The 22,265-nt window shown below is 74.0% G+C and carries 18 protein-coding genes; 8 read left to right on the plus strand and 10 right to left on the minus strand.

The genetic code is table 11. The annotated features are described in order from the left end of the window. Positions 1-293 precede the first annotated feature (293 nt). From P3T27_RS00435 to P3T27_RS00450, 4 genes are all read left to right on the plus strand, one after another. Entirely contained in the window at positions 294-968 is a 675-nt protein-coding gene (locus tag P3T27_RS00435; protein ID WP_280673459.1) for a response regulator transcription factor, read from the plus strand. Between the two features lie 47 nt (positions 969-1,015). Next, positions 1,016-2,224, plus strand: a complete 1,209-nt coding sequence (locus tag P3T27_RS00440) for a HAMP domain-containing sensor histidine kinase (protein WP_280674090.1) — start codon at positions 1,016-1,018, stop codon at positions 2,222-2,224. Between the two features lie 77 nt (positions 2,225-2,301). Beyond that, positions 2,302-2,535, plus strand: coding sequence for a hypothetical protein (locus P3T27_RS00445; protein ID WP_280673461.1), 234 nt, complete (start codon positions 2,302-2,304; stop codon positions 2,533-2,535). Between the two features lie 97 nt (positions 2,536-2,632). Next, complete coding sequence (locus P3T27_RS00450) at positions 2,633-4,576, plus strand: glycoside hydrolase family 9 protein (protein WP_280673463.1); 1,944 nt, start codon at positions 2,633-2,635, stop codon at positions 4,574-4,576. Positions 4,577-4,744: 168 nt separating this feature from the next. Here the strand turns inward: P3T27_RS00450 and P3T27_RS00455 are convergent, their stop codons facing one another. Next, positions 4,745-7,477 carry a helix-turn-helix transcriptional regulator gene (locus tag P3T27_RS00455; RefSeq protein ID WP_280673465.1) on the minus strand — a complete coding sequence of 911 codons (2,733 nt, stop codon included), beginning with the start codon at positions 7,475-7,477 and terminating at the stop codon, positions 4,745-4,747. 186 nt (positions 7,478-7,663) lie between these two features. On the opposite strand from P3T27_RS00455, the gene P3T27_RS00460 reads away from it, so the two are divergent. The 4 genes from P3T27_RS00460 to P3T27_RS00475 all read left to right on the plus strand — a co-directional run bounded on the left by P3T27_RS00460 (position 7,664) and on the right by P3T27_RS00475 (position 12,162). Continuing rightward, positions 7,664-8,041, plus strand: coding sequence for a nuclear transport factor 2 family protein (locus P3T27_RS00460; RefSeq protein WP_280673467.1), 378 nt, complete (start codon positions 7,664-7,666; stop codon positions 8,039-8,041). A 75-nt stretch (positions 8,042-8,116) separates the two neighbouring features. Next, on the plus strand, positions 8,117-9,577 hold the full coding sequence (locus P3T27_RS00465) for an MFS transporter (protein WP_280673469.1): 1,461 nt from the start codon (positions 8,117-8,119) through the stop codon (positions 9,575-9,577). Positions 9,578-9,694: 117 nt separating this feature from the next. Continuing rightward, complete coding sequence (locus P3T27_RS00470; protein ID WP_280673471.1) at positions 9,695-11,584, plus strand: prolyl oligopeptidase family serine peptidase; 1,890 nt, start codon at positions 9,695-9,697, stop codon at positions 11,582-11,584. Next, on the plus strand, positions 11,581-12,162 hold the full coding sequence (locus P3T27_RS00475) for a hypothetical protein (protein ID WP_280673473.1): 582 nt from the start codon (positions 11,581-11,583) through the stop codon (positions 12,160-12,162). The genes P3T27_RS00470 and P3T27_RS00475 overlap by 4 nt, the downstream gene beginning before the upstream one ends. A gap of 91 nt (positions 12,163-12,253) precedes the next feature. Here the strand turns inward: P3T27_RS00475 and P3T27_RS00480 are convergent, their stop codons facing one another. From P3T27_RS00480 to P3T27_RS00520, 9 genes are all read right to left on the minus strand, one after another. Beyond that, on the minus strand, positions 12,254-13,045 hold the full coding sequence (locus tag P3T27_RS00480; RefSeq protein ID WP_280673475.1) for an SURF1 family protein: 792 nt from the start codon (positions 13,043-13,045) through the stop codon (positions 12,254-12,256). 116 nt (positions 13,046-13,161) lie between these two features. Continuing rightward, positions 13,162-14,349, minus strand: a complete 1,188-nt coding sequence (locus tag P3T27_RS00485) for a hypothetical protein (protein ID WP_280673476.1) — start codon at positions 14,347-14,349, stop codon at positions 13,162-13,164. Then, positions 14,342-14,887 (minus strand): SigE family RNA polymerase sigma factor, encoded by a 546-nt coding sequence (locus P3T27_RS00490; RefSeq protein WP_280673478.1) that lies wholly within the window; start codon positions 14,885-14,887, stop codon positions 14,342-14,344. Before P3T27_RS00490 ends, P3T27_RS00485 begins: the two co-directional genes overlap by 8 nt. A gap of 304 nt (positions 14,888-15,191) precedes the next feature. Further along, complete coding sequence (locus tag P3T27_RS00495; protein ID WP_280673480.1) at positions 15,192-16,265, minus strand: aspartate-semialdehyde dehydrogenase; 1,074 nt, start codon at positions 16,263-16,265, stop codon at positions 15,192-15,194. Beyond that, positions 16,262-17,542: an aspartate kinase gene (locus tag P3T27_RS00500; protein WP_280673482.1), complete on the minus strand. Its 1,281-nt coding sequence runs from the start codon at positions 17,540-17,542 to the stop codon at positions 16,262-16,264. The genes P3T27_RS00495 and P3T27_RS00500 overlap by 4 nt, the downstream gene beginning before the upstream one ends. 459 nt (positions 17,543-18,001) lie before the next feature. Continuing rightward, entirely contained in the window at positions 18,002-18,751 is a 750-nt protein-coding gene (locus tag P3T27_RS00505) for a DUF5063 domain-containing protein (protein ID WP_280673484.1), read from the minus strand. Further along, on the minus strand, positions 18,744-19,343 hold the full coding sequence (recR, locus tag P3T27_RS00510) for a recombination mediator RecR (protein WP_280673486.1): 600 nt from the start codon (positions 19,341-19,343) through the stop codon (positions 18,744-18,746). Before recR ends, P3T27_RS00505 begins: the two co-directional genes overlap by 8 nt. 229 nt (positions 19,344-19,572) lie before the next feature. Further along, positions 19,573-19,911 (minus strand): YbaB/EbfC family nucleoid-associated protein, encoded by a 339-nt coding sequence (locus P3T27_RS00515; protein WP_063348649.1) that lies wholly within the window; start codon positions 19,909-19,911, stop codon positions 19,573-19,575. Positions 19,912-20,016: 105 nt separating this feature from the next. Next, positions 20,017-22,206 carry a DNA polymerase III subunit gamma and tau gene (locus tag P3T27_RS00520; RefSeq protein WP_280673490.1) on the minus strand — a complete coding sequence of 730 codons (2,190 nt, stop codon included), beginning with the start codon at positions 22,204-22,206 and terminating at the stop codon, positions 20,017-20,019. Between the last annotated feature and the right edge of the window lie 59 nt (positions 22,207-22,265).

Raw genomic sequence — 22,265 nt, forward strand, 5'->3', positions numbered from 1 at the left:
AGGCGACGGCACCCGGAGCTCCCCTGCCGAGTCGACGCTCGTGAAGCCGTCTTCGACGGCATCCTGGCGCTTCCATGCCGGTCGAGCGAGGCCGTCCGTCGGCTCGTGTCCCCGCACCTCGCCCAGCTCCGGTGATCGGCGCCGCTCTGCGGGGCCTCGACGGCCTCCCGAGCGCGCACCGGCGACCACCGGTCCACTTCGGGGATGCCCAGATCCAGCAAAGCCGCATAATCCACTCTCATCGCCATGACCCAGGCCTTCGCGATCTTTCCGACCAAGTAGGCTCCCCGGTCATGCGCGTACTGGTCCTTGAGGACGACCCAGAGCTTGGCCCGGCGATCACCAGAGGCCTGCGCGAAGCCGGCTTCGCCGTCGACTTCGCCGGCGATCTCGCCGAGGCCGACTTCAAACTCGCCGTCAACGACTACGACTGCCTGATCGCCGACCGCACTCTGCCCGACGGGGACGCGCTCACCCTCCTCTCCGCTCAGCGCAAGGCGGGCTCCACCCTGCCGGTCCTCCTGCTCACCGCACTGGACGCGGTCGCCGACCGGGTGGCCGGCTTCGAGCACGGCGCCGACGACTACCTCGTCAAGCCGTTCGCGTTCGCCGAGCTCAACGCCCGGGTGCGCACCCTGTGCCGCCGCGGCCAGCCCGCACGGCTGCCCGAGCTGCGCGTCGGCGACCTGGAACTCGACCTCCCCCGCCGCCGGGTGCGGCGAGACGGCGTGCTGCTCACACTGACCGCGAAGGAGTTCGCGGTCCTGGAGGTCCTGATGCTGCGTGCCGGCGAGGTGGTCACCCGCAGTGAACTCATCGAACGCTGCTGGGACGAGCAGGCCGAACCGCTCTCGAATGTCGTCGACGTCCTCATAGGCCAGTTGCGCCGGCGGCTGGGACCACCTGAACTCATCCTGACAGTACGCGGCGCCGGGTACCGCCTCGCCGACCCGGCCACGGGCCTGTGATGTCACGTACTCCAGCCGCCGCGCGCCTGCATCGCGTCCGGTGGGTGATGACTCTGCTCTTCGCAGCGACGACCGCCGTCTGCCTGCTGGTGCTCGCCACCATCGCCGTCCGCACCGACAGCCACTCCCGCACGAACGATCTCGACAACGCCGTCAGCCACCGCGCCGACGGCCTCGCCCGCACCCTCTACTACGACGCCGACGGCACCCTGCGCCTCGACTCGCTGCAGGAGGACGAACTCGCCCGCAGCGCCGAGGCACTCGCGGTCGTCCAGGCGACCCCGAACGCCGGACCACGGATCCGCTACGCGTACCCCTCCCAGGCCGCCCTGCCCGGACAAGCAGAACTCGACGAGATCCGGCAGGAAGTCCAACACGACCAGGAAACCACCCTGGTCACCACCACCGCCGCCAACGGGCGCCAGTACCACTGGGCCGCGGCCCCGGTCTGGGACGGTGACCGGATCGGCGCCACCGTGCTGGTCGGAGCCGACCCCGCACGCAGCCAGGCGGACCACAAGCGGCTGATCCAGTGGCTCGCCCTGGGCTGCGTCGCACTCGTGCTGGCGGCCGCCGCAGTGGGCCACCTGCTGACCGGACGCTCCATGCGCCCCGCCCTCCAAGGACTTGAGCAGCAAGAGCAGTTCCTCGCGGAAGCCGCCCACGAACTGCGCACACCACTGGCCACCCTGCGCCTGGTGGTGGAGAACGGCAGCGCCTCACCGCACCGGGCCCCCGCAGCCCTGGACGAGGCGGTGCGGCTGGTCGACCGGCTGGGCCGACTCGTCACCGGGCTGCTGGCCCGAGCCCGCGTGGAAGCCGGCACCCAGGAAGTCGAACTCACCCCGCTACGCCTCGACCAGCTGGTCGAACAGACCATCGAGGAACTGCCGGACCCCACCGGCGTCACCGTCACCACCGAGGCCGTCATCGTCGACGGGGATCCCGAGCTGCTGGCCCAAGCGGTCCGCAACCTCGTGGAGAACGCCCTACGGCACGGCGGCGGCACTCCGGTCGACGTGACGGTCGCCGCCACCCGGGTCGCGGTCCGGGACCACGGCCCCGGCGTGCCGCCCGAGGACCGGACCCGGGTCTTCGAGCGACGCGTCACCGGGGCCGCCAGCACCGGCACCGGCACCGGCCTCGCCATCGTCCGCTGGGTGGCCGAGCTTCACGGCGGCACCGCCCAGCTCTCCCAGGCCACCGGCGGCGGGACACTGGCAGAGCTGCTGCTGCCAGAGCGCAAGAGCGGCTGACGCGACCTGGCGACGCCCGGCCGTCATCGCCAGGCCACCTCATCCTCATCTCATGCAGCACCGGGCAGGGTGGAGCCGTGTCCACCTTCCCAGCCGGCCCCAAGTGGAGCCTGCGCTCCACCGCACTCCTCGCAACCACCGCGCTCGGCGTCGGCGCAGTCTTCTACGCCCTGCCCGCGGGCGGAACAACTCCCGCCGGGAACCCCGGCCCCGCGGCCCTCACCAGCATCACCCGCGCCATCGGCAAGGCCCACCTCCACCATCTGGCGCTCACTCAGGGTGGCCGACTGGTGCGAGAACTCCGCTCGTAAGGCAGTTCTCGCCGGCCGGGACCACCCTGGCGAGGCCAGGCCGTCCCCGCCAAGCCCCCTCATCTTCGCCTCATACACAACCGAGCAGAGTGAATCCATGCCCACCTTCCCAGCTGGCCTCACCTGGAGCCTGCGCTCCACCGCACTCCTCGCAACCACCGCGCTCGGCATCGGCGCAGTCTTCTACGCCCTGCCCGAGAGCGGGACAACCACCGACGGGGACCCGTCCCAGGCCAGCCCGGCCGCGATCCGGGTCGACCAGGTCGGCTACGCCGTCGGGGAAGCCAAGCAGGCCTTCGTGATGGGGACGGAAGCCGGACTGAGCCGGGCCGGCTACCGACTGGTGGACGAACACGGCACCACCGTGGCCACCGGCCAGGTCGGCAGCCGCACCGGAACCTGGAACAGCAAGTACCCGGACGTCCACACCGTGGACCTGTCGGCCGTCGACGTCCCGGGCAGCTACCGCCTCGAGCTCACCGGCACGGCCTCCGGCAGCTCCCCGAAGTTCCGCATCGCGCCCGCCAAGGACCTGCTCACCCCGCTCATCGAGGACAACGTCCGCTTCTTCCAGGCCCAGCGCGACGGCGCGGACGTCCTGCCCGATGTCATGCACCGCAAGCCCTCGCACCTGGCGGACCGCACGGCAACGGTCTACGCCACCCCGCACTACAACGAGGACGGCACCCAGCTGCTCGACACGAAGCTGACCCCGGTGGGCGGCCCCATCGACGTCTCCGGCGGCTGGTCCGACGCAGGCGACTTCCTCAAGTTCACGCACACCACCGCCTACAGCACCGCCGATCTGCTACTGGCCCTGCGCACCGCACCGCACGCCGCAGGTCTGGCCGACGAGGCCAAGCAAGGCCTGGCCTGGCTGGACAAGATGTGGGACGGCAGGACCGGCACCCTCTACGCCCAGGTCGGCATCGGCGCGGGCAACGACAACGTCCGAACCGACCACGACGTCTGGCGGCTGCCCGAGGCCGACGACAAGCTGGACGTGAAACCGGGTGACCCCGACTACCTGATCAAGAACCGGCCGGTCTTCCGGGCCAACGAGCCCGGCGCAGCGATCAGCCCCAACCTCGCCGGCCGCGTGGCCGCGGTCTTCGCGCTCGCCGCGCAGAGCAGCGCCAAGAGCGATCCAGCCGCCGCCAAGTCCTGGCTGAACAAGGCCGCGGCCGTCTACGCCAAGGCGGACACCGAGCCCGGCGACGAACTGGTCACCGCGTTCCCGCACAACTTCTACCCCGAGGACTCCTGGCAGGACGACATGGAGTTCGGCGCCGCCGAAATGAGCCTGGCAGCCAAGGCACTGGGCGACGGCCGGGCCGCCGGCTGGCAGCAGCAGGCGGGGCACTGGGCCAAGCAGTACATCGGCTCCGACACCAAGGGCACCCTCGGCGTCGCCGACGTCAGCGCCCTCGCCCACGCCGACCTGCTCACCGCCCTGAAGACGGGCGGTGACAGCGGCACGGACAGCGTGACTCCTGCCGATCTGCAGGGCGACCTGCGCCGACAGCTGGACGACGGCGTGAACCGAGCCGCCAAGGACCCCTTCAGGGCAGGCGCGGTGTACACCGACTTCGACTCGGTACCGCACACCTTCGGCCTGGTCGCCACCGCACAGCTGTACGGCAAGGCCACCGGCGACCACCACTACGACGCCTTCGGCGCACAACAGCGCGGCTGGGCGCTGGGCGCCAACTCCTGGGGCAGCACCTTCATGATCGGCGCAGGCGAGGTCTACCCCCACTGCCCGGAACACCAACTGGCCAACCTCGGCGGCAGCCTCGACGGCACGGGCGAGATCCTGCGCGGCGCCGTGGTCAACGGGCCGAACGCCGCAGAGAAGCTCGCCGAACTCAACACCTTCCCCACCATGAAGCGCTGCTCCTCCAACCCCGGCACTGCCTGGACCGACTTCGACGGGGCCAAGGCCCGCTTCCTCGACGACGCGGGCGCCTGGCAGACCGTGGAACCCTCGGTCGACTTCACCTCCACCGCGATGCTGGCCTTCGCCCTGTCGCAGAACTGAACGGTTGACCAGCGCCCGATCGAAGCGGGTACGGAAAGGGATGGGCTCCCCCCTCGCGCTACGCCCTGGCAGGGGACGCCCCCATACGACCCAGTGGCCGGCCCCCTTCCGGAGCCCAGCCCTGAGTGGTTTTCCGGAGCTGCTCCGGAGAGCTGGGTGGGGTGGGGGTCAGAGGGTGGTGGGGAGGTCGGTGCGGGAGGTGATGTCGAGCTTGGGGTAGGCCTTGTAGAGGTGGTGGGCGACGGTGCGGGGGCTGAGGAAGAGTTGGGCGGCGATCTCGCGGTTGGTGAGGCCCTGGGCGGCCAGGCGGGCGATCTGGAGTTCCTGAGGGGTGAGCGGGGAGTGCGGGGTGTCGGTGGGGGCCGGGGCGGGGGTGCCGGTGGCGGTGAGTTCGGCGCGGGCGCGGGCGGCCCAGGGGTGGGCGGCGAGGCGTTCGAAGGTTTCGAGGGCGGCGCGCAGGTGGGGGCGGGCGTCGGTCCGGCGGCGGGAGCGGCGTAGCCACTCGCCGTAGAGGAGGGCCGTGCGGGCCTGCTCGAAGGGGCGGTGGGCGTCCTCGTGCAGGTCGAGGGCGGCGCGGTAGGCGGATTCCGCGAGTTCGTCGGGGCCGAGCAGGGCCTGGCAGCGCAGCCGGAGGGCCTCGGTCCAGGGGCGGTCGGCGGCGGCGGTCCAGCGGGCGAAGCGTTCGTACGGTTCGGCGGCGCGTTCGGGGGTGCCGAGCCGGACGGCGGCCTCGACCAGGTCGGGGACGGCCCGGGTGGCGCTCACGTGGTGCCGGTGGGGGCCGGTGGTGAGGGTGTGCAGGCGGTCGGCGGCGTCGCCGGCGCGGCCGTGGCCGAGGTCGAGCAGGGCGAGCGCCCAGTGCACCCAGGGGCGACCGGCGGCCGGGGCGGCGGTCTGCGGGCCGGTGGCGGCGAGGGCTTCGGCGGCGAGGCGGGTGCAGCGGTCGGTGGCGCCGTCGAGGGCGGCCAGGTGGGCGAGGAGCGCGGTGAGTTGGCTGACCCACTGGTGCTGGCCGGTGTCGCCGGCGAGGGCGAGGGCCTCGGTGGCGGTGACCTCGGCGTCGCGGTGGCGGCCGTGGAAGAGTTCGGCCTCGGCGAGGAAGAACTGCAGGGTGGGCATCACGCCGATGGTGCCCTTGGCCCGGGCCTCGGCGACGAGTTCGCCGCCGAGTTCGGCGGTCTCGTCGTCCCGGCCGAGGATGAGGGTGGCGCCGCAGAGTTGGACGAGGTCGACCGGGGTCTCGGCGCCGGCCTTGCGGGCGGCCGCGGCGGTGTCCCTGGCGGCGGGCGGCCGGGCCGCGGGCCGGCCGAGGGCCGGGAGTACGGCGGCGGGCAGGTGGCGGGCGAGCGGGGTGAGCGGGTCGTCGTCGGCGAGCGGTAGCGCGGCCAGCCGGTCGAGGACGGCGACCACCGGTTCCTCCCCCACGTACCAGGCGGTGTGGAAGGCCTGGAACAGCATCCGGGCGGCGTACGGCGCCTCGATGGCGGTGCCGGCGGCGTCGAGCAGCAGCCGGTACGCGGTCGGGTGGGAGCCGCGCCAGAAGTGCGCGGTGGCCCGGACCTGGTCGAGCAGGGCGTGCGCCAGGGCGTCGTCGGTCCGGGCCCCGGCCTCGTCGGCGAGCGCCTCGGCCTGTGCCAACCTGCCCTCCTCGGTGGCGGCTTCGGCGGCCAGGACGAGGCGGCGGGTGGCGGCGTCGCGGTCCGGGGTGAGCCGGGCGGCGCGCTCGTACGCGGCGGCGGCGCCACCGTGGGCGCCGCGGGCCTCGGCGCGGACGGCGGTGCGTTCCAGCGCTTCGGCGAGGGCGGCGTCGGGCGCGGTGGCGGCGAGGGCCTGGTGCCAGGTGCGGCGGTCGCCGTCCGGCAGCGCCCCGGCGATGGCCTGATGGACCGCCAGCCGCTGGTGGTGCGGGGCGCGTTGCAGGATGGCGGCGCGCAGGAGCGGGTGGCGGAAGGCGATCCGGCGCCCGGGCGTGACGGCCACCAGGCCCGACTCCTCGGCGGGGCCCAGGTGTTCGGCGGGAATGCCGAGGGCGGCCGCGGCGGGCAGCACGACGTCGAGTTCACCGCTCTCCTCGGCGGCGGCGACCAGCAGGAGGGTCTGGGTGGCCGGGGGCAGGCCGGTGACCTGGCCATGGAAGGCGATCAGCAGCCGGCTGGTGAGCGGCAGGCCACCCGGGGCCGGTGCCGACGAGCCGGTGGCGGGCGCCTGCGCACCGGTGGTGACGGGGAGTTCGGTGAGGGCGAGCGGGTTGCCGGCCGCCTCGGTGAGCAGCCGGTCGCGGACGGCGGCGGGCAGGTCGGGGCCGGCCCGGTGCTCCAGCAGCCGGGCGGCGTCGGGCTCGGACAGGCCGGTCAGCCGGAGTTCGGGGAAGCCCGTGTTCGGGAGTTCCGGAGCGGCGCTGCCGGTGCGGGCGGCGAGCAGCAGGGCCACCCCCTCGGCCTGGAGTCGGCGGGCGGCCAGCAGCAGCGCGTCCAGGGAGGCGTCGTCCAGCCACTGCGCGTCGTCAAGGATGCACAACAGCGGTTGCTCGGTGGCGAGTTCGGCGAGGATCCCGAGGGTCGCGAGCCCGACCAGTAGCCGGTCGGCCGGGGTGCGGTCCTCGGCGAGCCCGAACGCCGCCTCCAGAGCGCGTCGCTGCGGCCCGGGCAGGGCGTGCAGCCGGTCGAGGCCGGGCGCGAGCAGCAGGCTCAGCCCGGCGAAGGGCAGTTCGGCCTCGTACTCGACGCCGGCGGCCCGGATCACCCGGAACGGCTCCCCCGCCCGCGCGACCGCGTGGTCCAGCAGCGCGGTCTTGCCGATCCCGGGCTCGCCCCGGAGCAGCAGGACCCCGCTGCGGCCTTCCCGTGCCGCGTCCAACAGCGCCGCCACGACGGACTGTTCGTCTTCCCTCCCGTACAGCATGCCCCGACCCTACCGAGCGCGGGAACGGGCGGCGCCACCGAGGCCGAGCGCACCTGCGTACCCCGTCGCCGAACGCTACGTACCCCCGTACCGATACGTGACCGATTCGCCCGCGCCGCCCCGTCCCTACCTTGGTGAGCAGCGGGAACGAGCCGCCAACCACCCACCAGGACACGGGAGAAGACCATGACCGAGATCACCGCCAGCACCCTCCAGCAGCTCGCCGAGCGCTACCTCGCGGTCTGGAACGAGACCGACCCGGCCGCCCGCCGCAAGCTGGTCGACGAGGTGTGGGCCGAGGACGGCAGCTACACCGACCCGCTGGCCGCCGTCACCGGCCGGGAGGCGATCGACGCGCTGATCGGCGCCGCCCAGGCCCAGTTCCCCGGGCTGGAGTTCACCCTCGGCCCGGTGGACGCGCACCACGACATCGCCCGGTTCACCTGGAACCTCGGGCCGGCCGGCGCCGAGCCGGTGGTGATCGGCTTCGACGTGCTGGTGGCCTCGCCGGACGGCCGGATCGGCTCGGTGTACGGCTTCCTGGACCGCGTCCCGGGCGCCTGACGACAGGCCGGACGGGTCAGGGGCGCCCTCACCGCCCCTGACCGCCGCCCCCAACCCCCTTGAGGAGAGGCCGAGATGAGCACCGCCCTGACCAACCGCTCGGAGACCGCGACCGAGACCGCGACCGCTACCGAGACCGAGGCGACAACCGCGGCGCCGGCCGACGCGACGCCCGAGGCCCCGCGCGGCCTGCTGGCGGTCGTCCTGACCGCCACCTTCATGACCGCCCTCGACTTCTTCGTCGTCAACGTCGCCGTCCCGTCCGTCCAGGCCGACCTGGGCGCCGGACCGGCCGCCGTCCAGTGGGTGATCGCCGGGTTCAGCCTGGCCCTCGCGGCCGGCCTGGTCACCGCCGGCCGCCTCGGCGACCGGTACGGCCGCCGCCGGGTGTTCGGGCTCGGCCTGGCCCTGTTCACCCTCGCCTCCGCGGGCTGCGGCCTCGCCCCCACCGCCGCCGCGCTGGTGGGCGCCCGGGTGGTGCAGGGCCTGGCGGCGGCGCTGATGGGCCCGCAGGTGCTGGCGATCCTGCGGACGGCGTTCAGCGGCGCGGCGCAGGCACGGGCCTTCGCCCGGTACGCGCTGACCATGGGCGTCGGCTCGGTGTTCGGCCAGTTGATCGGCGGGCTGCTGATCCGGGCGGACCTCTTCGGCCTCGGCTGGCGCAGCTGCTTCCTGATCAACCTGCCGATCGGCCTGGCCGCCCTGGCCCTGGTCCGCCGCTGTCTGCCGGAGTCGCGCGCCCCGCAGCGGCCGGGCCTGGACCCGGTGGGCGTGCTGCTGGTCACCGCCGCGTTGACCGGCCTGGTGCTGCCGCTGATCCAGGGCCCCCAGCAGGGCTGGCCGCTGTGGACCTGGCTCTGCCTGGGCGGCTCGGCCGCCCTGCTGGCCGGCTTCACGGTGCACCAGCACCGCGCCCGGGACACCGGTTCCCCGCTGGTCGACACCCGGCTGTTCCGGACCAGGTCCTTCGGTGCCGGTCTGCTCGCCCAGCTCGCCTTCTGGCTCGGCCAGGCCTCCTTCTTCCTGGTCCTCGCCCTGCACCTGCAGCTGGGCCGCGGCCTGGACGCGCTCGGCGCCGGACTGGTGTTCACCGCGATCGGCCTCGGCTACCTGCTCACCTCCAACGCCGCCCACCGCGTCGCCGCCCGGCTCGGCGGACGGCGGACGATCACCGTCGGCGGGCTGCTGATGGCCGCCGGGCTGGGCCTGCTCGCGCTCGCGGTGTACGGCGCGCCGGGCGGGAGCGTCTGGTGGCTGGCACCGGGGCTGTTCGTGGACGGCCTCGGGATGGGCCTGGTGATCGCCCCGGTGACCTCCGTCGTGCTGGCCGGGGTCGAACCGCGGCTGGCCGGTTCGGCGGCCGGGGTGCTGGCCACCGTGCAGCAGGTCGGCGGGGCGCTCGGCATCGCGCTGATCGGCCTGCTGTACTACGGCGCCGGCGACCCGGTGGCCGCGTTCGGCCGCAGCGTGACGGCGCTGGCGGTGCTGGAGCTGGTGCTGGTGGGCCTGGTCCGGCTGCTGCCCCGCAGGGGTTAGCCCCCCAGCGGACGGGGCACGGTCCGGCCACCCCGCGGGGTCGGCGGAACGGAACGGGTGGTGGGCTACGGCCCCCGCCCGTTCCGTTCTGTCCCCCCGATCGGGTTGGATGGTCGGATGAGCGAGGAGAAGAGCGCCGTACCGGCATGGGAGCAGCGGTTCAGGGCGGCCCGGGTGTCACTGCCCGACTGGGCCGAGGACGCCCCCGACCGGGCGCTGTACGTGTCCAACGCGACCGGTACCTACGAGGTCTACGCCTGGGACCGCGCCACCGGCACCCACCGCCAGGTCACCGACCGCCCGAACGGCACCACTGACGCCGAGCTGTCCCCCGACGGCGCCTGGGTCTGGTGGTTCGACGACCACGACGGCGACGAGTTCGGCGTCTGGCGCCGCCAGCCCTTCGCCGGCGGGCCCGAGGGTCGCGAGGCCGACGCCCGCGACGAGGAGGCCGTGCCCGGCCTCGCCGCCTCCTACTCGGCCGGGCTGGCGCTCGGCCGCGACGGCACGGTGGTCGTCGGCCGGTCCACCGACGAGGACGGCACCACCCTGCACCTGCGCCGCCCCGGCGCGGCCGAGGCCGTCGAGATCTACCGGCACGAGGAGTACGGCGGCGTCGGCGACCTGAGCTACGACAGCACGCTGCTCGCCATCGACCACACCGAGCACGGCGACGCGATGCACTCCGCGATCCGCGTCGTCCGTCTCTCCGACGGCTCGACCGTCGCCGAACTCGACGAGGTGACCGGCCGGGACGAACCGCGCGGCGTCGCCTGCCTCGGCTTCGCCCCGGTCGAGGGCGACACCCGGCTGCTGGTGGCCCACCAGCGCACCGGCCGCTGGGAGCCGATGATCTGGGACGTCGCCACCGGCGCCGAGACCGCGCTGCCGCTGCGCGACGAGCGGGGGCGCGAACTGCCCGGCGACGTCTCCGCCCAGTGGCGCCCCGGCGCCGAGGCGCTGCTCGTCGAGCACGAGTACGAGGCGCGCAGCGAGCTGTTCTCGTACACGCTCGCCGACGGCCGGCTGACCCGGCTGGACACCCCGCGCGGCACCGTCGGCGGCGCCACCTCCCGTCCGGACGGCACCGTCGAGTACCTGTGGTCCTCCGCCGCCGAGCCCTCCGCCGTCCGCTCCACCACCGGGACGGTCGTGCTGCGGGCGCCCGGCGCGGTGCCGCCCGGCTCTGTCCCGGTCGAGGACGCCTGGGTGGACGGGCCCGGCGGGCGGGTGCACGCCCTCGTGCAGCGGCCGGCCGGAGCGGGCGAAGGCCCCTTCCCGACCGTGTTCGAGGTCCACGGCGGCCCCACCCACCACGACAGCGACTCCTTCGCCGCCGGACCGGCCGCCTGGCTGGACCACGGCTTCGCGGTGGTCCGGGTCAACTACCGCGGCTCCACCGGCTACGGCCAGGCCTGGACGGACGCCCTGCACGGGCGGGTCGGCCTGATCGAGCTGGAGGACATCGCGGCCGTCCGGGAGTGGGCGGTCACCAGCGGCCTCGCCGACCCGCGCCGACTGGTGCTCAGCGGCGGCAGCTGGGGCGGCTACCTGACCCTGCTCGGCCTCGGCGTCCAGCCGGACAGCTGGGCTCTGGGCATCGCCGCCGTGCCCGTCGCGGACTACCACGCCGCGTACGCCGACGAGATGGAGGCGCTCAAGTCGCTCGACCGCACCCTCTTCGGGGGCACCCCGGAGGAGGTCCCGGAGCGCTTCACCGCCTCCTCGCCGCTCAGCTACGTCGAGCAGGTGCGGGTGCCGGTCTACATCAGCGCCGGGGTCAACGACCCGCGCTGCCCGATCCGGCAGATCGAGAACTACGTCGAGCGGCTGGAGCAGCTGGGCAAGCCGCACGAGGTCTACCGGTACGACGCCGGGCACGGGTCGCTGGTGGTGGAGGAGCGGATCAAGCAGCTGCGGCTGGAGATCGACTTCGTCCGACGTCACCTCGCCGCGGTGGCGGACGCCGGGAACGGGGCCGGGGCTGGCGACGGGGGGTCGGTGTGAGGCGTCGGCTGACGCTCGCGGGGGTGGCGGTGGCCGGGGCCCTGGTGCTCACCGGCTGCTCGGGCGGGCAGGGCACCGAGGCCTCCTGCCCGCCCCCGGCGGGGCCCGCGGTGCCCAGTCCGACGCCGACGGCGGCCGCACCGACCACACCGGCGGCTCCGGCCGCCCCGGCCGCGAGCCCGGTCGTCACGGCGACGCGTGCGAGCGCGCCGGGGGCGGGACCGGGGCCGGCCGTCGTACGGGCGGCCTACGCGCCGGCGGGGGGCGAGGACGTGGTCCAGCTCGCCAAGGGGTCCGGCGGGTCGAAGGGGTCGAGCGGCTCCAAGGGCTCGTCCGGTTCGAAGGGCTCCGGGTCCAAGGGGTCGAAGACCGGGCGCACCGTGCACCACCACATCGACCACTACGACTCGGCCGACACCGTGAACGGCGGCCACGGCCGCTGCCACGACGAGCCGGTGTTCACCGAGTCGCCGACGCCGGTGCCGACCACCCCGACGGCGCCGGGCAAGCCGACGACCGTACCGCCCGTACCGGCGGTCCCGACGGCTCCGACGTCACCGGGCAAACCGGCGCGCTGACGCGAGGCGCCGAGACACCGAGACACCGAGACACCGAGACACCGAGGCACCGAGGCACCGAGGCACCGAGGCGGCGCCGACGGCCGGAGGGTCAGTCCAGGACCGGGTCCAGACCGAGGGCCCGGTCCTGCTCCGCCTCCCCCTCGCGGCGCACCAGGCGGAACCACATGAAGATGACGAAGCCCCCGAAGACGAACCACTCCAGGGTGTAGCCCAGGTTCTGGAAGGCCCGCAGGGTGAGCCCGTCCCCACCCTGCGGCTGGACGGTCGGCACCGGGGTCAGCCCGGCCGGCACCGCGTCGGCGGCCACCCAGCCGTCGTACCAGCCGTCGTACGCCAGCACGTTGAGTAGCGCCGCCCGGTTGATCGTGCCGAGCTGGCCGGCCGGCAGACCGCCCGCCACCGCGCCGTTGCTGCCGCTGCTCTCCCCGGCCTGCAGCCGACCGGTGACGGTCACCTGCCCGGTCGGCGGCGGCACGGCCGCGGACGCGCCCTCGGCGGGCGCACCGGGCTCCCAGCCGCGGACCACGGCGGCGACGTGACCGTCCGCGGTACGCAGCGGGGTCAGCACGTAGTAGCCCTGCCTGCCGTCCACCACCCGGTTCGGGACGAGGAGCTGGTGCTCCGCGTCGTAGCTGCCGGTGACCGTGACGGGCTTGCCGACGGTCTCGGTGTTCACCTGCGGGGCGGCCGGGTTGAGCAGGTCGTCGATCGGCCGGACATCACTCGAAGCGGTGATGGACTGCTTGGTCTCCCGATGCGACGAGAACCGGTCCTCGAACCGGCCGAGCTGCCAGGAGCCCAGCCAGACGCACACCGCCACGGCCGCCACGGCCAGCGCGGTGCCGCCGAGCCAGCGGGGAGTCAGGAGGAACCGGTACACACCCCCCACGGTAACCACTCCTCACACCCGTCCCGCCCCCCGGGGTGCGCCGCCGGCCCGGCCGACCGGGCCGGTCACCGTCACGGGCTGAAGCCCCGCCGGGGCCGGCGCCCCCGTCAGCCCGCCGAGGGCGAGCCCGACGGCTGCGGCGCCGTTGCCCCTACCGGCTGGACGCCGCCGCGGTACAGGGTGCCGGCGCAGGTGATGGGCAGCGTGGCGGTGGCGACGGCGGGACTGCCGGGGGCGGGGGTGTGGGCGATGGTGGCGGTGGCGGGCCGGGTGCTGGGGTTGGCGGTCGGGGTGGCGGTGGGGCTGGTGCCGGTGGTGGGCCCGGCGCTGGGGGACGAGCTGGGCTGGGGGCCGCCGCTGGGGGCCGCCGAGGCGTCCGTCGCCGGGGCGGCGCCGCTGGCGGCGGGTGCCTGGGAGCCGGCGGCGGCTGACTTGGCGCCGCCCTGGCCGGTGGGCGCGGCGGTGGTGGCGGCGCCACCACCGCCGGAGGTGGGGCAGGTCCGGTCGGGGATCCAGGCGAACGGCACCCGGTAGCCAGCCTGCGGGGCGAGGACGGGGGGGTCCGCGTCCATCGCGGGCAGGGCGTCGGCCGGGTCGCCGGCGGTGTGGTCGGCGGTGCGGACGAGGCTGCGGTCGGTGCCGCTCACCACCGTGACGGCGACGGCGCCGGGGCCGCCGAGCCGGCAGCCGTGTCCGGAGACGTTGACCACGGTGAACGAGCCGTAGATCCGGCCGTCGGCGTCGGCCGGGCCGACCTGCGCGCCGCCCTGGCCGAGGTCGGCGCGGGTGCAGAGCGGGACGATCGCGCTGTCGCCGGTGCTGGCGGCGGGGACGGGCGCGGCGGGGGTGCCGTCGGGGCGGGTGGTGCTGGTGCCGGGGCTGGGCGAGGCGGTGGCGGGGGCGGAGGGCGAGGCGGTGTCGCCGGTGCCGCTGGGGCCGGGGCGCGAGGGTGTGCCGGTGCCGGTGCTGCCGCCGGTCCTGGTGCCGGTCGGGGTGGCGACGGACGGGCTGGTGGCGTCGGCCGAGCCGGGGCCGCCGGACAGGCCGAGGTGCTCCCCGTCGTGCAGCGCGGGCAGGGCGACGGCGACGGCGAGGGCGAGGGCGGCGGCGCCGGTCCAGGCCCCGCGCCGGACGGCCCGGCGGCGGGGTACGGCGTGCCGGATCCGCGGCAGGCCGCCGGGCTCGGGCTGGATGTCGGCGACGGCGTGCCGCATGAGCTCGCGGACGGCCCGTTCCTCGGCGGAGAACCCGTCGTCCTCGCCGCCCGAGGGCCGCTGCCCGGCGCCGTCAGCCATGTCCGGCCTCCATCTGGGTGCGCAGGGCGGCGAGTCCGCGCGAACCGTAGGCCTTCACCGACCCGAGCGAGATACCGAGGGTCTCGGCGACCTGCGCCTCCGTCATGTCCACGAAGTAACGCAGCACCAGAACCTCCCGCTGACGGCGTTGCAGACCACGCAGCGCGGCCTTCAACTGGTCGCGCTCCAGCGCATCGTAAGCGCCTTCTTCTGCACTGGCCATGTCAGGCATGGGCTTGGGCAGCAGCCGCAGACCGAGGATCCGTCGGCGCAGCGTGGAGCGGGACAGGTTGACCACGGTCTGCCGCAGGTAGGCCAGGGTCTTCTCGGGCTCGCGGACCCGGCGCCGGGCGGCGTGCACCCGGATGAACGCCTCCTGGACGACGTCCTCACAGGTCGAGAGGTCGTCGAGGAGCAGCGCGGCGAGCCGCAGCAGGGAGCGGTAGTGGGCCTGGTAGGTCTCGGTGAGCAGGTCCTCGCTGGTACCCGCGTCGGTACCGGCACCGGAGTCCGCCGCACCGGGTGCGACCGAGGTCATCTGGTCGTCTTCCGGCCTACTCGCCGGCCACGGGGCACGCGAGAGGAAGGCCACCGCGGCTCTCGCCGGGATGCCCGCCCCTACCCCCACCATCACGTTCGCCACGCCCGTTGGACACTCGATCCCCTGTCATGGTTGCCCAGCCCGGGGGCCATTCTTCCGCATCGGCGGAAGCGGCCTCCAGGGGATTCCATCGGGATTCCGGACAGATTGTGTCGAGGAGCGGACACTCCCTCCCCCGAGGTGTGCCCCTTCCTGCACCTGGGCGCGCCCCTTCCTCCCCTGGGGCGTGTCCCTTCCTGCCCTAGAGCGCGTCCCCCTCCTGCTCCAGTGTCAGCTCGCCGGCCACCAGTTCCGCGATCTGCAGCAGGTTGAGCGCCGCGCCCTTGCGCAGGTTGTCGCCGCAGAGGAAGAGGTCGAGCGCGGCCGGCTCGTCCAGCGCCCGGCGCACCCGCCCGACCCAGACCGGGTCCGTCCCGACCACGTCGTTCGGGGTGGGGAACTCGCCGGCCGCCGGGTCGTCGTAGAGCACGACGCCGGGGGCGTCGCGGAGGATCTGCTGCGCGTGCTCCTGGGTGACCTCGCGTTCGAACACCGCGTGCACGGCCAGCGCGTGGGTGCGGACGACCGGGATGCGGACGCAGGTCGCGGAGACCTTCAGGGCGGGCAGGCCGAGGACCTTGCGGGCCTCGTCGCGGATGCCGACCTCCTCGGAGGACCAGCCGCCGTCCATCAGGAAGCCCGTCCAGGGCACCGCGTTGAGGGCGAGCGGGCCGGCGAACGGCCCGTGCTCGGCGATCACCGCGCGCAGGTCGCCGGTCTGCCGGCCGACCTCGGTGCCGGCCACCAGGGCGGTCTGCTCGCGCAGCGCCGCCTCGCCGATCCGGCCCTCGCCGGAGGCGGCCTGGTAGGAGGCGACGACGAGTTGCGCGAGCCCGTACTCGGCGTGCAGGGCACCGACGGCCGCGATCATCGCGAGGGTGGTGCTGGCCGGGCTGGCGACGATGCCGCGGGCGCGCAGCCGCAGCGCGGCCGCGTTGACCTCGGGGACGACCAGCGGCACGTCCTCGGCGGTGCGGAAGGCGGCGGAGTCGTCGACCACCACGACGCCCTTGGCGGCCGCGATCGGCGCCCACTGGGCGGAGACCTCGGCGGGGACGGCGAACACGGCGACGTCGATCCCCTCGAAGGCCTCCTCCGCCAGCGGGACGACCTCGACCGGCTCCCCCCGCACGACCGGCGTGCGGCCGGCCGAGCGCGGGGAGGCGATGAGTCGGACCTCGCCCCAGACGTCCTGGCGGAGGGAGAGCAGGCCGAGCAGCACCTCGCCGACCGCGCCGGTGGCGCCGACGACGGCGAGGTTCGCCCGCCGGGTCATCGCCCGGTGCCTCCGTAGACGACGGCTTCGTCCGTCTCGCTGTCCAGTCCGAAGGCGCTGTGCACGGCGCGGACGGCCTCCGGCACGTCCTCGGCGCGGGTGACGACCGAGATGCGGATCTCCGAGGTGGAGATCAGCTCGATGTTGACGCCCGCGGCGGACAGCGCCTCGAAGAAGGCCGCGGTGACGCCCGGGTTGGAGCGCATGCCCGCGCCGACCAGGGAGATCTTGCCGATCGCGTCGTCGTAGCGCAGCGACTCGTAGCCGATGCCCTCCTTGACCCGGCCGAGCGCGTCGATGGCCTTCTGGCCCTCGGCCTTGGGCAGGGTGAAGGAGATGTCCGTCAGCCCGGTCGACGCGGCGGAGACGTTCTGCACCACCATGTCGATGTTGACCTCGGCGTCCGCGATGGCACGGAAGATCCGGGCCGCCTCGCCCGGCTTGTCGGGCACGCCGACGACCGTGACCTTGGCCTCGGAAGTGTCGTGGGCGACTCCGGAGATGATGGCCTGCTCCATCTCGCCCCCTTCGGGCTTGTTCGGGTTCTCGTTGCTGACGATCGTCCCGGGAAGACCCGAGAAGGACGAGCGTACGTGAATCGGGATGTTGTAGCGCCGGGCGTACTCCACGCAGCGGTCGAGCAGCACCTTGGAACCGGACGACGCCAGCTCCAGCATGTCCTCGTACGCGATCCAGTCGATCTTGCGGGCCTTCGACACCACGCGCGGGTCGGCGGTGAACACGCCGTCCACGTCGGTGTAGATCTCGCAGACCTCGGCCCTGAGCGCGGCGGCGAGGGCGACGGCGGTGGTGTCCGAGCCGCCCCGGCCCAGCGTGGTGATGTCCTTGCTGGTCTGCGACACGCCCTGGAAGCCGGCCACGATCGCGATGTTGCCCTCGTCCAGGGCGGTGCGGATGCGACCCGGCGTCACGTCGATGATGCGCGCCTTGTTGTGGACCGAGTCGGTGATGACACCGGCCTGGCTGCCCGTGAAGGACTGGGCCTCGTGACCCAGGGATTTGATCGCCATGGCCAGCAGCGCCATGGAGATGCGCTCTCCAGCGGTCAGCAGCATGTCGAACTCACGGCCGGCAGGGAGCGGTGACACCTGCTCCGCGAGTTCGATGAGCTCGTCCGTCGTGTCGCCCATCGCGGACACCACGACGACGACCTCATGGCCAGCCTTCTTGGCGTCAACGATTCGGCGGGCTACGCGCTTGATGCCTTCGGCATCCGCAACGGATGAGCCGCCGTACTTCTGCACGACAAGGCCCACGTGCGCTCCTCGACTTGTGTCGTCTTCCGGGGGCGCCAGGCCCCCGCACCCTCCGGGGGAAGGGGGGTGTGCGGTCGACGCCAGTCTACCGAGCAGGGGTGCCGCAACCGGCGCTTTCCATATGATGAGACGCCCGTTTCAGCAGGTGGTCGGCGAAACGGGCGGCCCACCGGCAGGTCTGCGGGTAATTCGCCGCCGCTCCGAAGAATCGGCGGACGAATGGGCGGCGATCCGGCGGGATTTCTTTTCCGCGCGGAATGCTGAGGCATTCGTCACCATCAGCCGCCGGGGGGCCGGACGCCAGGGCGCCGGGGGCACTCAGCGAAAACCGGGGCGCGCGGCGAAAACCGGGGGCACTCAGCGAAAACCCAGGGCACGCGGCGAAAGCCGAGGGGCACACCGAAACCCGACGCGCCGCCCACGACGCCCCGGACACCACGGGCGCACCGGAAACCGGTGCTACCGCCCGAGGCCCAGCTCGGCCGCCATCAGGTCACCGGCCTGCTGCTCCAGCTGCTCGTCGGTGAGGCCGTCGTCGTCGGTGTCGGCGCCGTCCGGCACCGCGCCGATCGGACTGTCCAGCCTGACGTGCGCGATCAGCGACTGCAGCGCCCGCAGCACCGCCGTGCAGGTCGTGCCCCAGTTGGAGAGGTACGAGAACTGCCACCACCACAGCGCCTCGCTGACCCGGCCCTCGCGGTAGTGGGTCAGCCCGTGCTGCAGCTCGCCGACCACGCCGGCCAGGTCGTCCGAGATCCGGAAGGCGTTCGGCTTCTCCGGCGGGCCGTACGGGTCGAAGACCTCGTGGTAGACGTCGATCGGCGCGAGCAGCACGGCCAGGCGCTCGCGCAGCTGCTCGCCGTCCGGCTCCGGTCCGGTGTCGGGCTCGAAGCGGTCCTCCGGGACGACGTCCTCGATGGCGCCCAGCCGGCCACCGGCCAGCAGCAGCTGCGAGACCTCCAGGAGCAGCAGCGAGACCGCGCTGCCCGGCTCGTCGCCCTTGGCGACCTCGGTGACGGCGAGCACGAAGCTCTCCACCGAGTCGGCGATCTGCACGGCGAAGTCGTCCGGCTCCGAACCGTGCGCGTGGGTGTGCGGGGTGTGGCTCTGCGGCTCCCCGTGCGGCTGCCCCGGCGGCGGCTGGTGGGCCTGCCCGTGGGACGGCTGGTGGGGCGTGTGGGGCTGCTGGTTGATCGTCCGGTCAGACATCGAGCAGTCGTCTCCCTTCGAAGGCGCGGCCGAGGGTGACCTCGTCCGCGTACTCCAGATCCCCGCCGACGGGCAGTCCGCTCGCCAGCCGGGTCACCTTCAGGCCCATCGGCTTGCAGAGCCGGGCCAGATAGGTGGCGGTCGCCTCCCCCTCCAGGTTGGGGTCGGTGGCCAGGATCAGCTCGGTGACCGTGCCGTCCGCGAGGCGCGCCAGCAGCTCGCGGATCCGCAGGTCGTCCGGGCCGACGCCCTCGATGGGGCTGATCGCGCCGCCCAGCACGTGGTAGCGGCCGCGGAACTCGCGGGTGCGCTCGATGGCGACGACGTCCTTGGACTCCTCGACCACGCAGATGACGCCGAGGTCGCGGCGCGGGTCCAGGCAGACCCGGCACTGCTCGGCCTCCGCGACGTTGCCGCAGACCGTGCAGAAGCGGACCTTGTCCTTGACCTCCAGCAGCGCGTGCGCGAGGCGGCGCACGTCGGTCGGGTCGGACTGCAGGATGTGGAAGGCGATCCGCTGGGCGCTCTTGGGCCCGACGCCGGGCAGCCTGCCCAGTTCGTCGATCAGGTCCTGAACCACGCCCTCGTACAACGTCGCGCCTTCCCTCGGATGGTCGGTGGTGCTCCGGTGCCATCATCCAACGAATCGGGCGCCGGACACACCGCCCGACGCCCGACTCCCACATAAATCACATGGGACCGTTGTCTGAACTCCAGAACTTCAGGCCCGCCTGGTCGGCCCCTTGGGCGGGTCGAACACGGGCCCGTGGGCCGGTCCGGGTCGGACCGGCCTGCCGGGTCGCCGCTGAACCCCTACGAGGTCAGAACGGCAGGCCGGGGATGCCGCCGCCCAGGCCCTGGGTCAGCGGGCCCATGCGCTCCGCCTGCATCTTCTGCGCCGACTGGTTGGCGTCCCGCACGGCCGCCAGGACCAGGTCGGCCAGGGTCTCGGTGTCCTCCGGGTCGACGGCGGCCGGGGCGATGGTCAGCGCCACCAGCTCACCGGCACCGGTCACCGTGGCCTCGACCAGGCCACCGCCCGCCGAACCGCTCACCTTCGTCTCCGCCAGCTCCTGCTGCGCCTGCGCGAGATCCTGCTGCATCTTCTGCGCCTGCTTCAGCAGCTGCTGCATGTTGGGCTGGCCACCACCGGGGAACACGGCTCACTCCTCGCTGTCGTGCTCGCGATCCTGCATTGCTGTCCTGCGCGCAGTCCGCTCGCGTCGTCACGGCCGAGCCTACGTGCTGCCGGGGCGGGCCGTCGCTCAGTTGCCGCGGTGGTGGATCTCCTCCAGGACCGTCGCTCCCAGCTCGCGGATGATCAGCTCCTGACCGGAGAACGCCTCCTCGTTGAGGTCCGGGTCGTCCTCCTCCGGGATGTCGTCCTCCGGCGCCACCGCCTGCACCGGGCGGGCGGACGGCGCGGCCACCGGCGACGGGGCCTGGACCGGCGCGGGCGCCACCGGGGCGGCCGGCACCTGCGGCGAGGGCTGCGGCTGGACCGGCGCGGGCGCCGGGGCCGGCGGCGCGGCGGCCGCCGGACGGGCCGGGGCTCCCCAGCCACCACCGGCCGGTGTGGCGGCCGGGGAGCCACCACCGGAAACGCCACCGGAGCTGCCACCCGACGGGTCGACGATGCACTCGATCCGCCAGTCCACACCCAGCGCGTCGGTCAGCGCCTGGCGCAGCACGTCGTCGCTGTTGCTGCCGACGAAGCTGTCCCGGGCGCCCGCGTTGATGAAGGACACCTGGAGCACGCTGCCGTCGAACCCGGCCACCTGGCCGTTCTGGCTGAGCAGGATCCAGGTGAAGCGGCGGCGGTTCTTCACCGCCTCCAGGATCTGCGGCCACAGCTGCCGGACCTGCGCCGCGCCCTGCTGCGCGGCGCCCGACGGCTGCCCGGCAGGGGCGCCCACGGGCGCCGGGGCAGGTGCCGGCGCGGGCGCTACGGGGGCGGGAGCGGGCGCTACGGGCGCGGGGGCGGGGGCGGCCTCGGCCACCGGGGCCGGCGACTGCGGCGCGGGAGCGGCGGCCGGGGCCCCGCCCGCCGGCGGGAAGCTGCGCGGGATCGGCCAGGCGCCCGGCGCGGGCCCGGCGGGCGCCGCCGGGGCGGCCGGCGCGGGGGCTACCGGGGCCGGCGGTGCGACCGGTGCCGTCTGTACGGGCTGGGCCTGCGCCGGGGCGGCCTCGGCCACCGGGGCCGGCGACTGCGGCGCGGGAGCGGCGGCGGGCGGCGCCACCTGCGCACCCAGGCCCACCGGCGCACCCAGGCCCACCGGCGCGGCCAGTCCACCAGCCGCCGCCCGGCGCTCCAGCTTGTCCAGCCGTGCCTGCAGCGACAGCTCGTCGCTGTACGCGCCCGGCAGCATCACCCGGGCGCAGATCAGCTCCAGCTGCAGCCGGGGCGCCGCGTTGCCGCGCATCTCGGTCAGCCCGGTGTTGACGATGTCCGCCGCCCGGCTGAGCTCCGCCGCACCGAACGCGTCCGCCTGCGCCTGCATGATCGCGACCCGGTCCGCCGGGGCGTCGATCAGCCCCTTCTCCCCCGCGTCCGGCACGGTGGCCAGGATCACCAGGTCTCGCAGCCGCTCCAGCAGGTCGGTGACGAAGCGGCGCGGGTCGTGCCCGCCCTCGACCACCCGGTCGATCACCTGGAACACCGTCGCCCCGTCCTGCGCGGCGAAGGCGTCCACCACCTCGTCCAGCAGCGCCGAGTCGGTGTACCCGAGCAGCGCGGTCGCCATCTGGTACGTCACGCCACCCTCGGCGGCACCGGCCAGCAGCTGGTCCATGACCGACATCGAGTCACGCACCGACCCGGCCCCGGCCCGGACCACCAGCGGAAACACCGAGTCCTCGACCTGGATGCCCTCCCGGCCGCAGACCTCCGCCAGGTAGTCGCGCAGCGTGCCCGGCGGGACCAGCCGGAACGGGTAGTGGTGCGTCCGGGACCGGATCGTCCCGATCACCTTCTCCGGCTCGGTGGTCGCGAAGATGAACTTGAGGTGCTCCGGCGGCTCCTCGACCACCTTGAGCAGAGCGTTGAACCCGGCCGAGGTCACCATGTGCGCCTCGTCCAGGATGAAGATCTTGTAGCGGCTGTGCACCGGCGCGAAGAACGCCCGCTCCCGCAGCTCACGCGCGTCGTCCACACCACCGTGCGAGGCGGCGTCGATCTCGATCACGTCGATCGAACCGGGCCCGCCGGTCGCGAGGTCGCGACAGGACTGGCACTCCCCGCAGGGCGTCGGCGTCGGCCCCTGTTCGCAGTTCAGACAGCGGGCCAGGATGCGCGCACTCGTCGTCTTCCCGCAGCCGCGCGGCCCGCTGAACAGGTACGCGTGGTTGACCCTGTTGTTACGCAGGGCCTGCTGGAGCGGAGCGGTCACGTGCTCCTGCCCGATGACCTCCGCGAAGGTCTCGGGGCGGTAGCGGCGGTACAGGGCTAGGGACACACCCCCGACGATATCGGGACGCACCGACAAACGCGTCGCCCCTCACCTCGCCACCGTCC

Origin of the sequence: Kitasatospora sp. MAA19 (genome assembly GCF_029894125.1) — a bacterium.
Classification (GTDB): Bacteria; Actinomycetota; Actinomycetes; order Streptomycetales; family Streptomycetaceae; genus Kitasatospora.

Excerpts from the sequence above, each read along its gene's own strand:
- P3T27_RS00450 (WP_280673463.1), top strand. The coding sequence starts at position 2,633 with ATGCCCACCTTCCCAGCTGGCCTCACCTGGAGCCTGCGCTCCACCGCA.
- P3T27_RS00495 (WP_280673480.1), bottom strand. The coding sequence starts at position 16,265 with ATGACCCGGCGGGCGAACCTCGCCGTCGTCGGCGCCACCGGCGCGGTC.
- P3T27_RS00460 (WP_280673467.1), top strand. The coding sequence starts at position 7,664 with ATGACCGAGATCACCGCCAGCACCCTCCAGCAGCTCGCCGAGCGCTAC.
- P3T27_RS00455 (WP_280673465.1), bottom strand. The coding sequence starts at position 7,477 with ATGCTGTACGGGAGGGAAGACGAACAGTCCGTCGTGGCGGCGCTGTTG.
- P3T27_RS00435 (WP_280673459.1), top strand. The coding sequence starts at position 294 with ATGCGCGTACTGGTCCTTGAGGACGACCCAGAGCTTGGCCCGGCGATC.
- P3T27_RS00470 (WP_280673471.1), top strand. The coding sequence starts at position 9,695 with ATGAGCGAGGAGAAGAGCGCCGTACCGGCATGGGAGCAGCGGTTCAGG.
- P3T27_RS00485 (WP_280673476.1), bottom strand. The coding sequence starts at position 14,349 with ATGGCTGACGGCGCCGGGCAGCGGCCCTCGGGCGGCGAGGACGACGGG.
- P3T27_RS00490 (WP_280673478.1), bottom strand. The coding sequence starts at position 14,887 with ATGACCTCGGTCGCACCCGGTGCGGCGGACTCCGGTGCCGGTACCGAC.
- P3T27_RS00505 (WP_280673484.1), bottom strand. The coding sequence starts at position 18,751 with ATGTCTGACCGGACGATCAACCAGCAGCCCCACACGCCCCACCAGCCG.
- P3T27_RS00440 (WP_280674090.1), top strand. The coding sequence starts at position 1,016 with ATGACTCTGCTCTTCGCAGCGACGACCGCCGTCTGCCTGCTGGTGCTC.
- P3T27_RS00465 (WP_280673469.1), top strand. The coding sequence starts at position 8,117 with ATGAGCACCGCCCTGACCAACCGCTCGGAGACCGCGACCGAGACCGCG.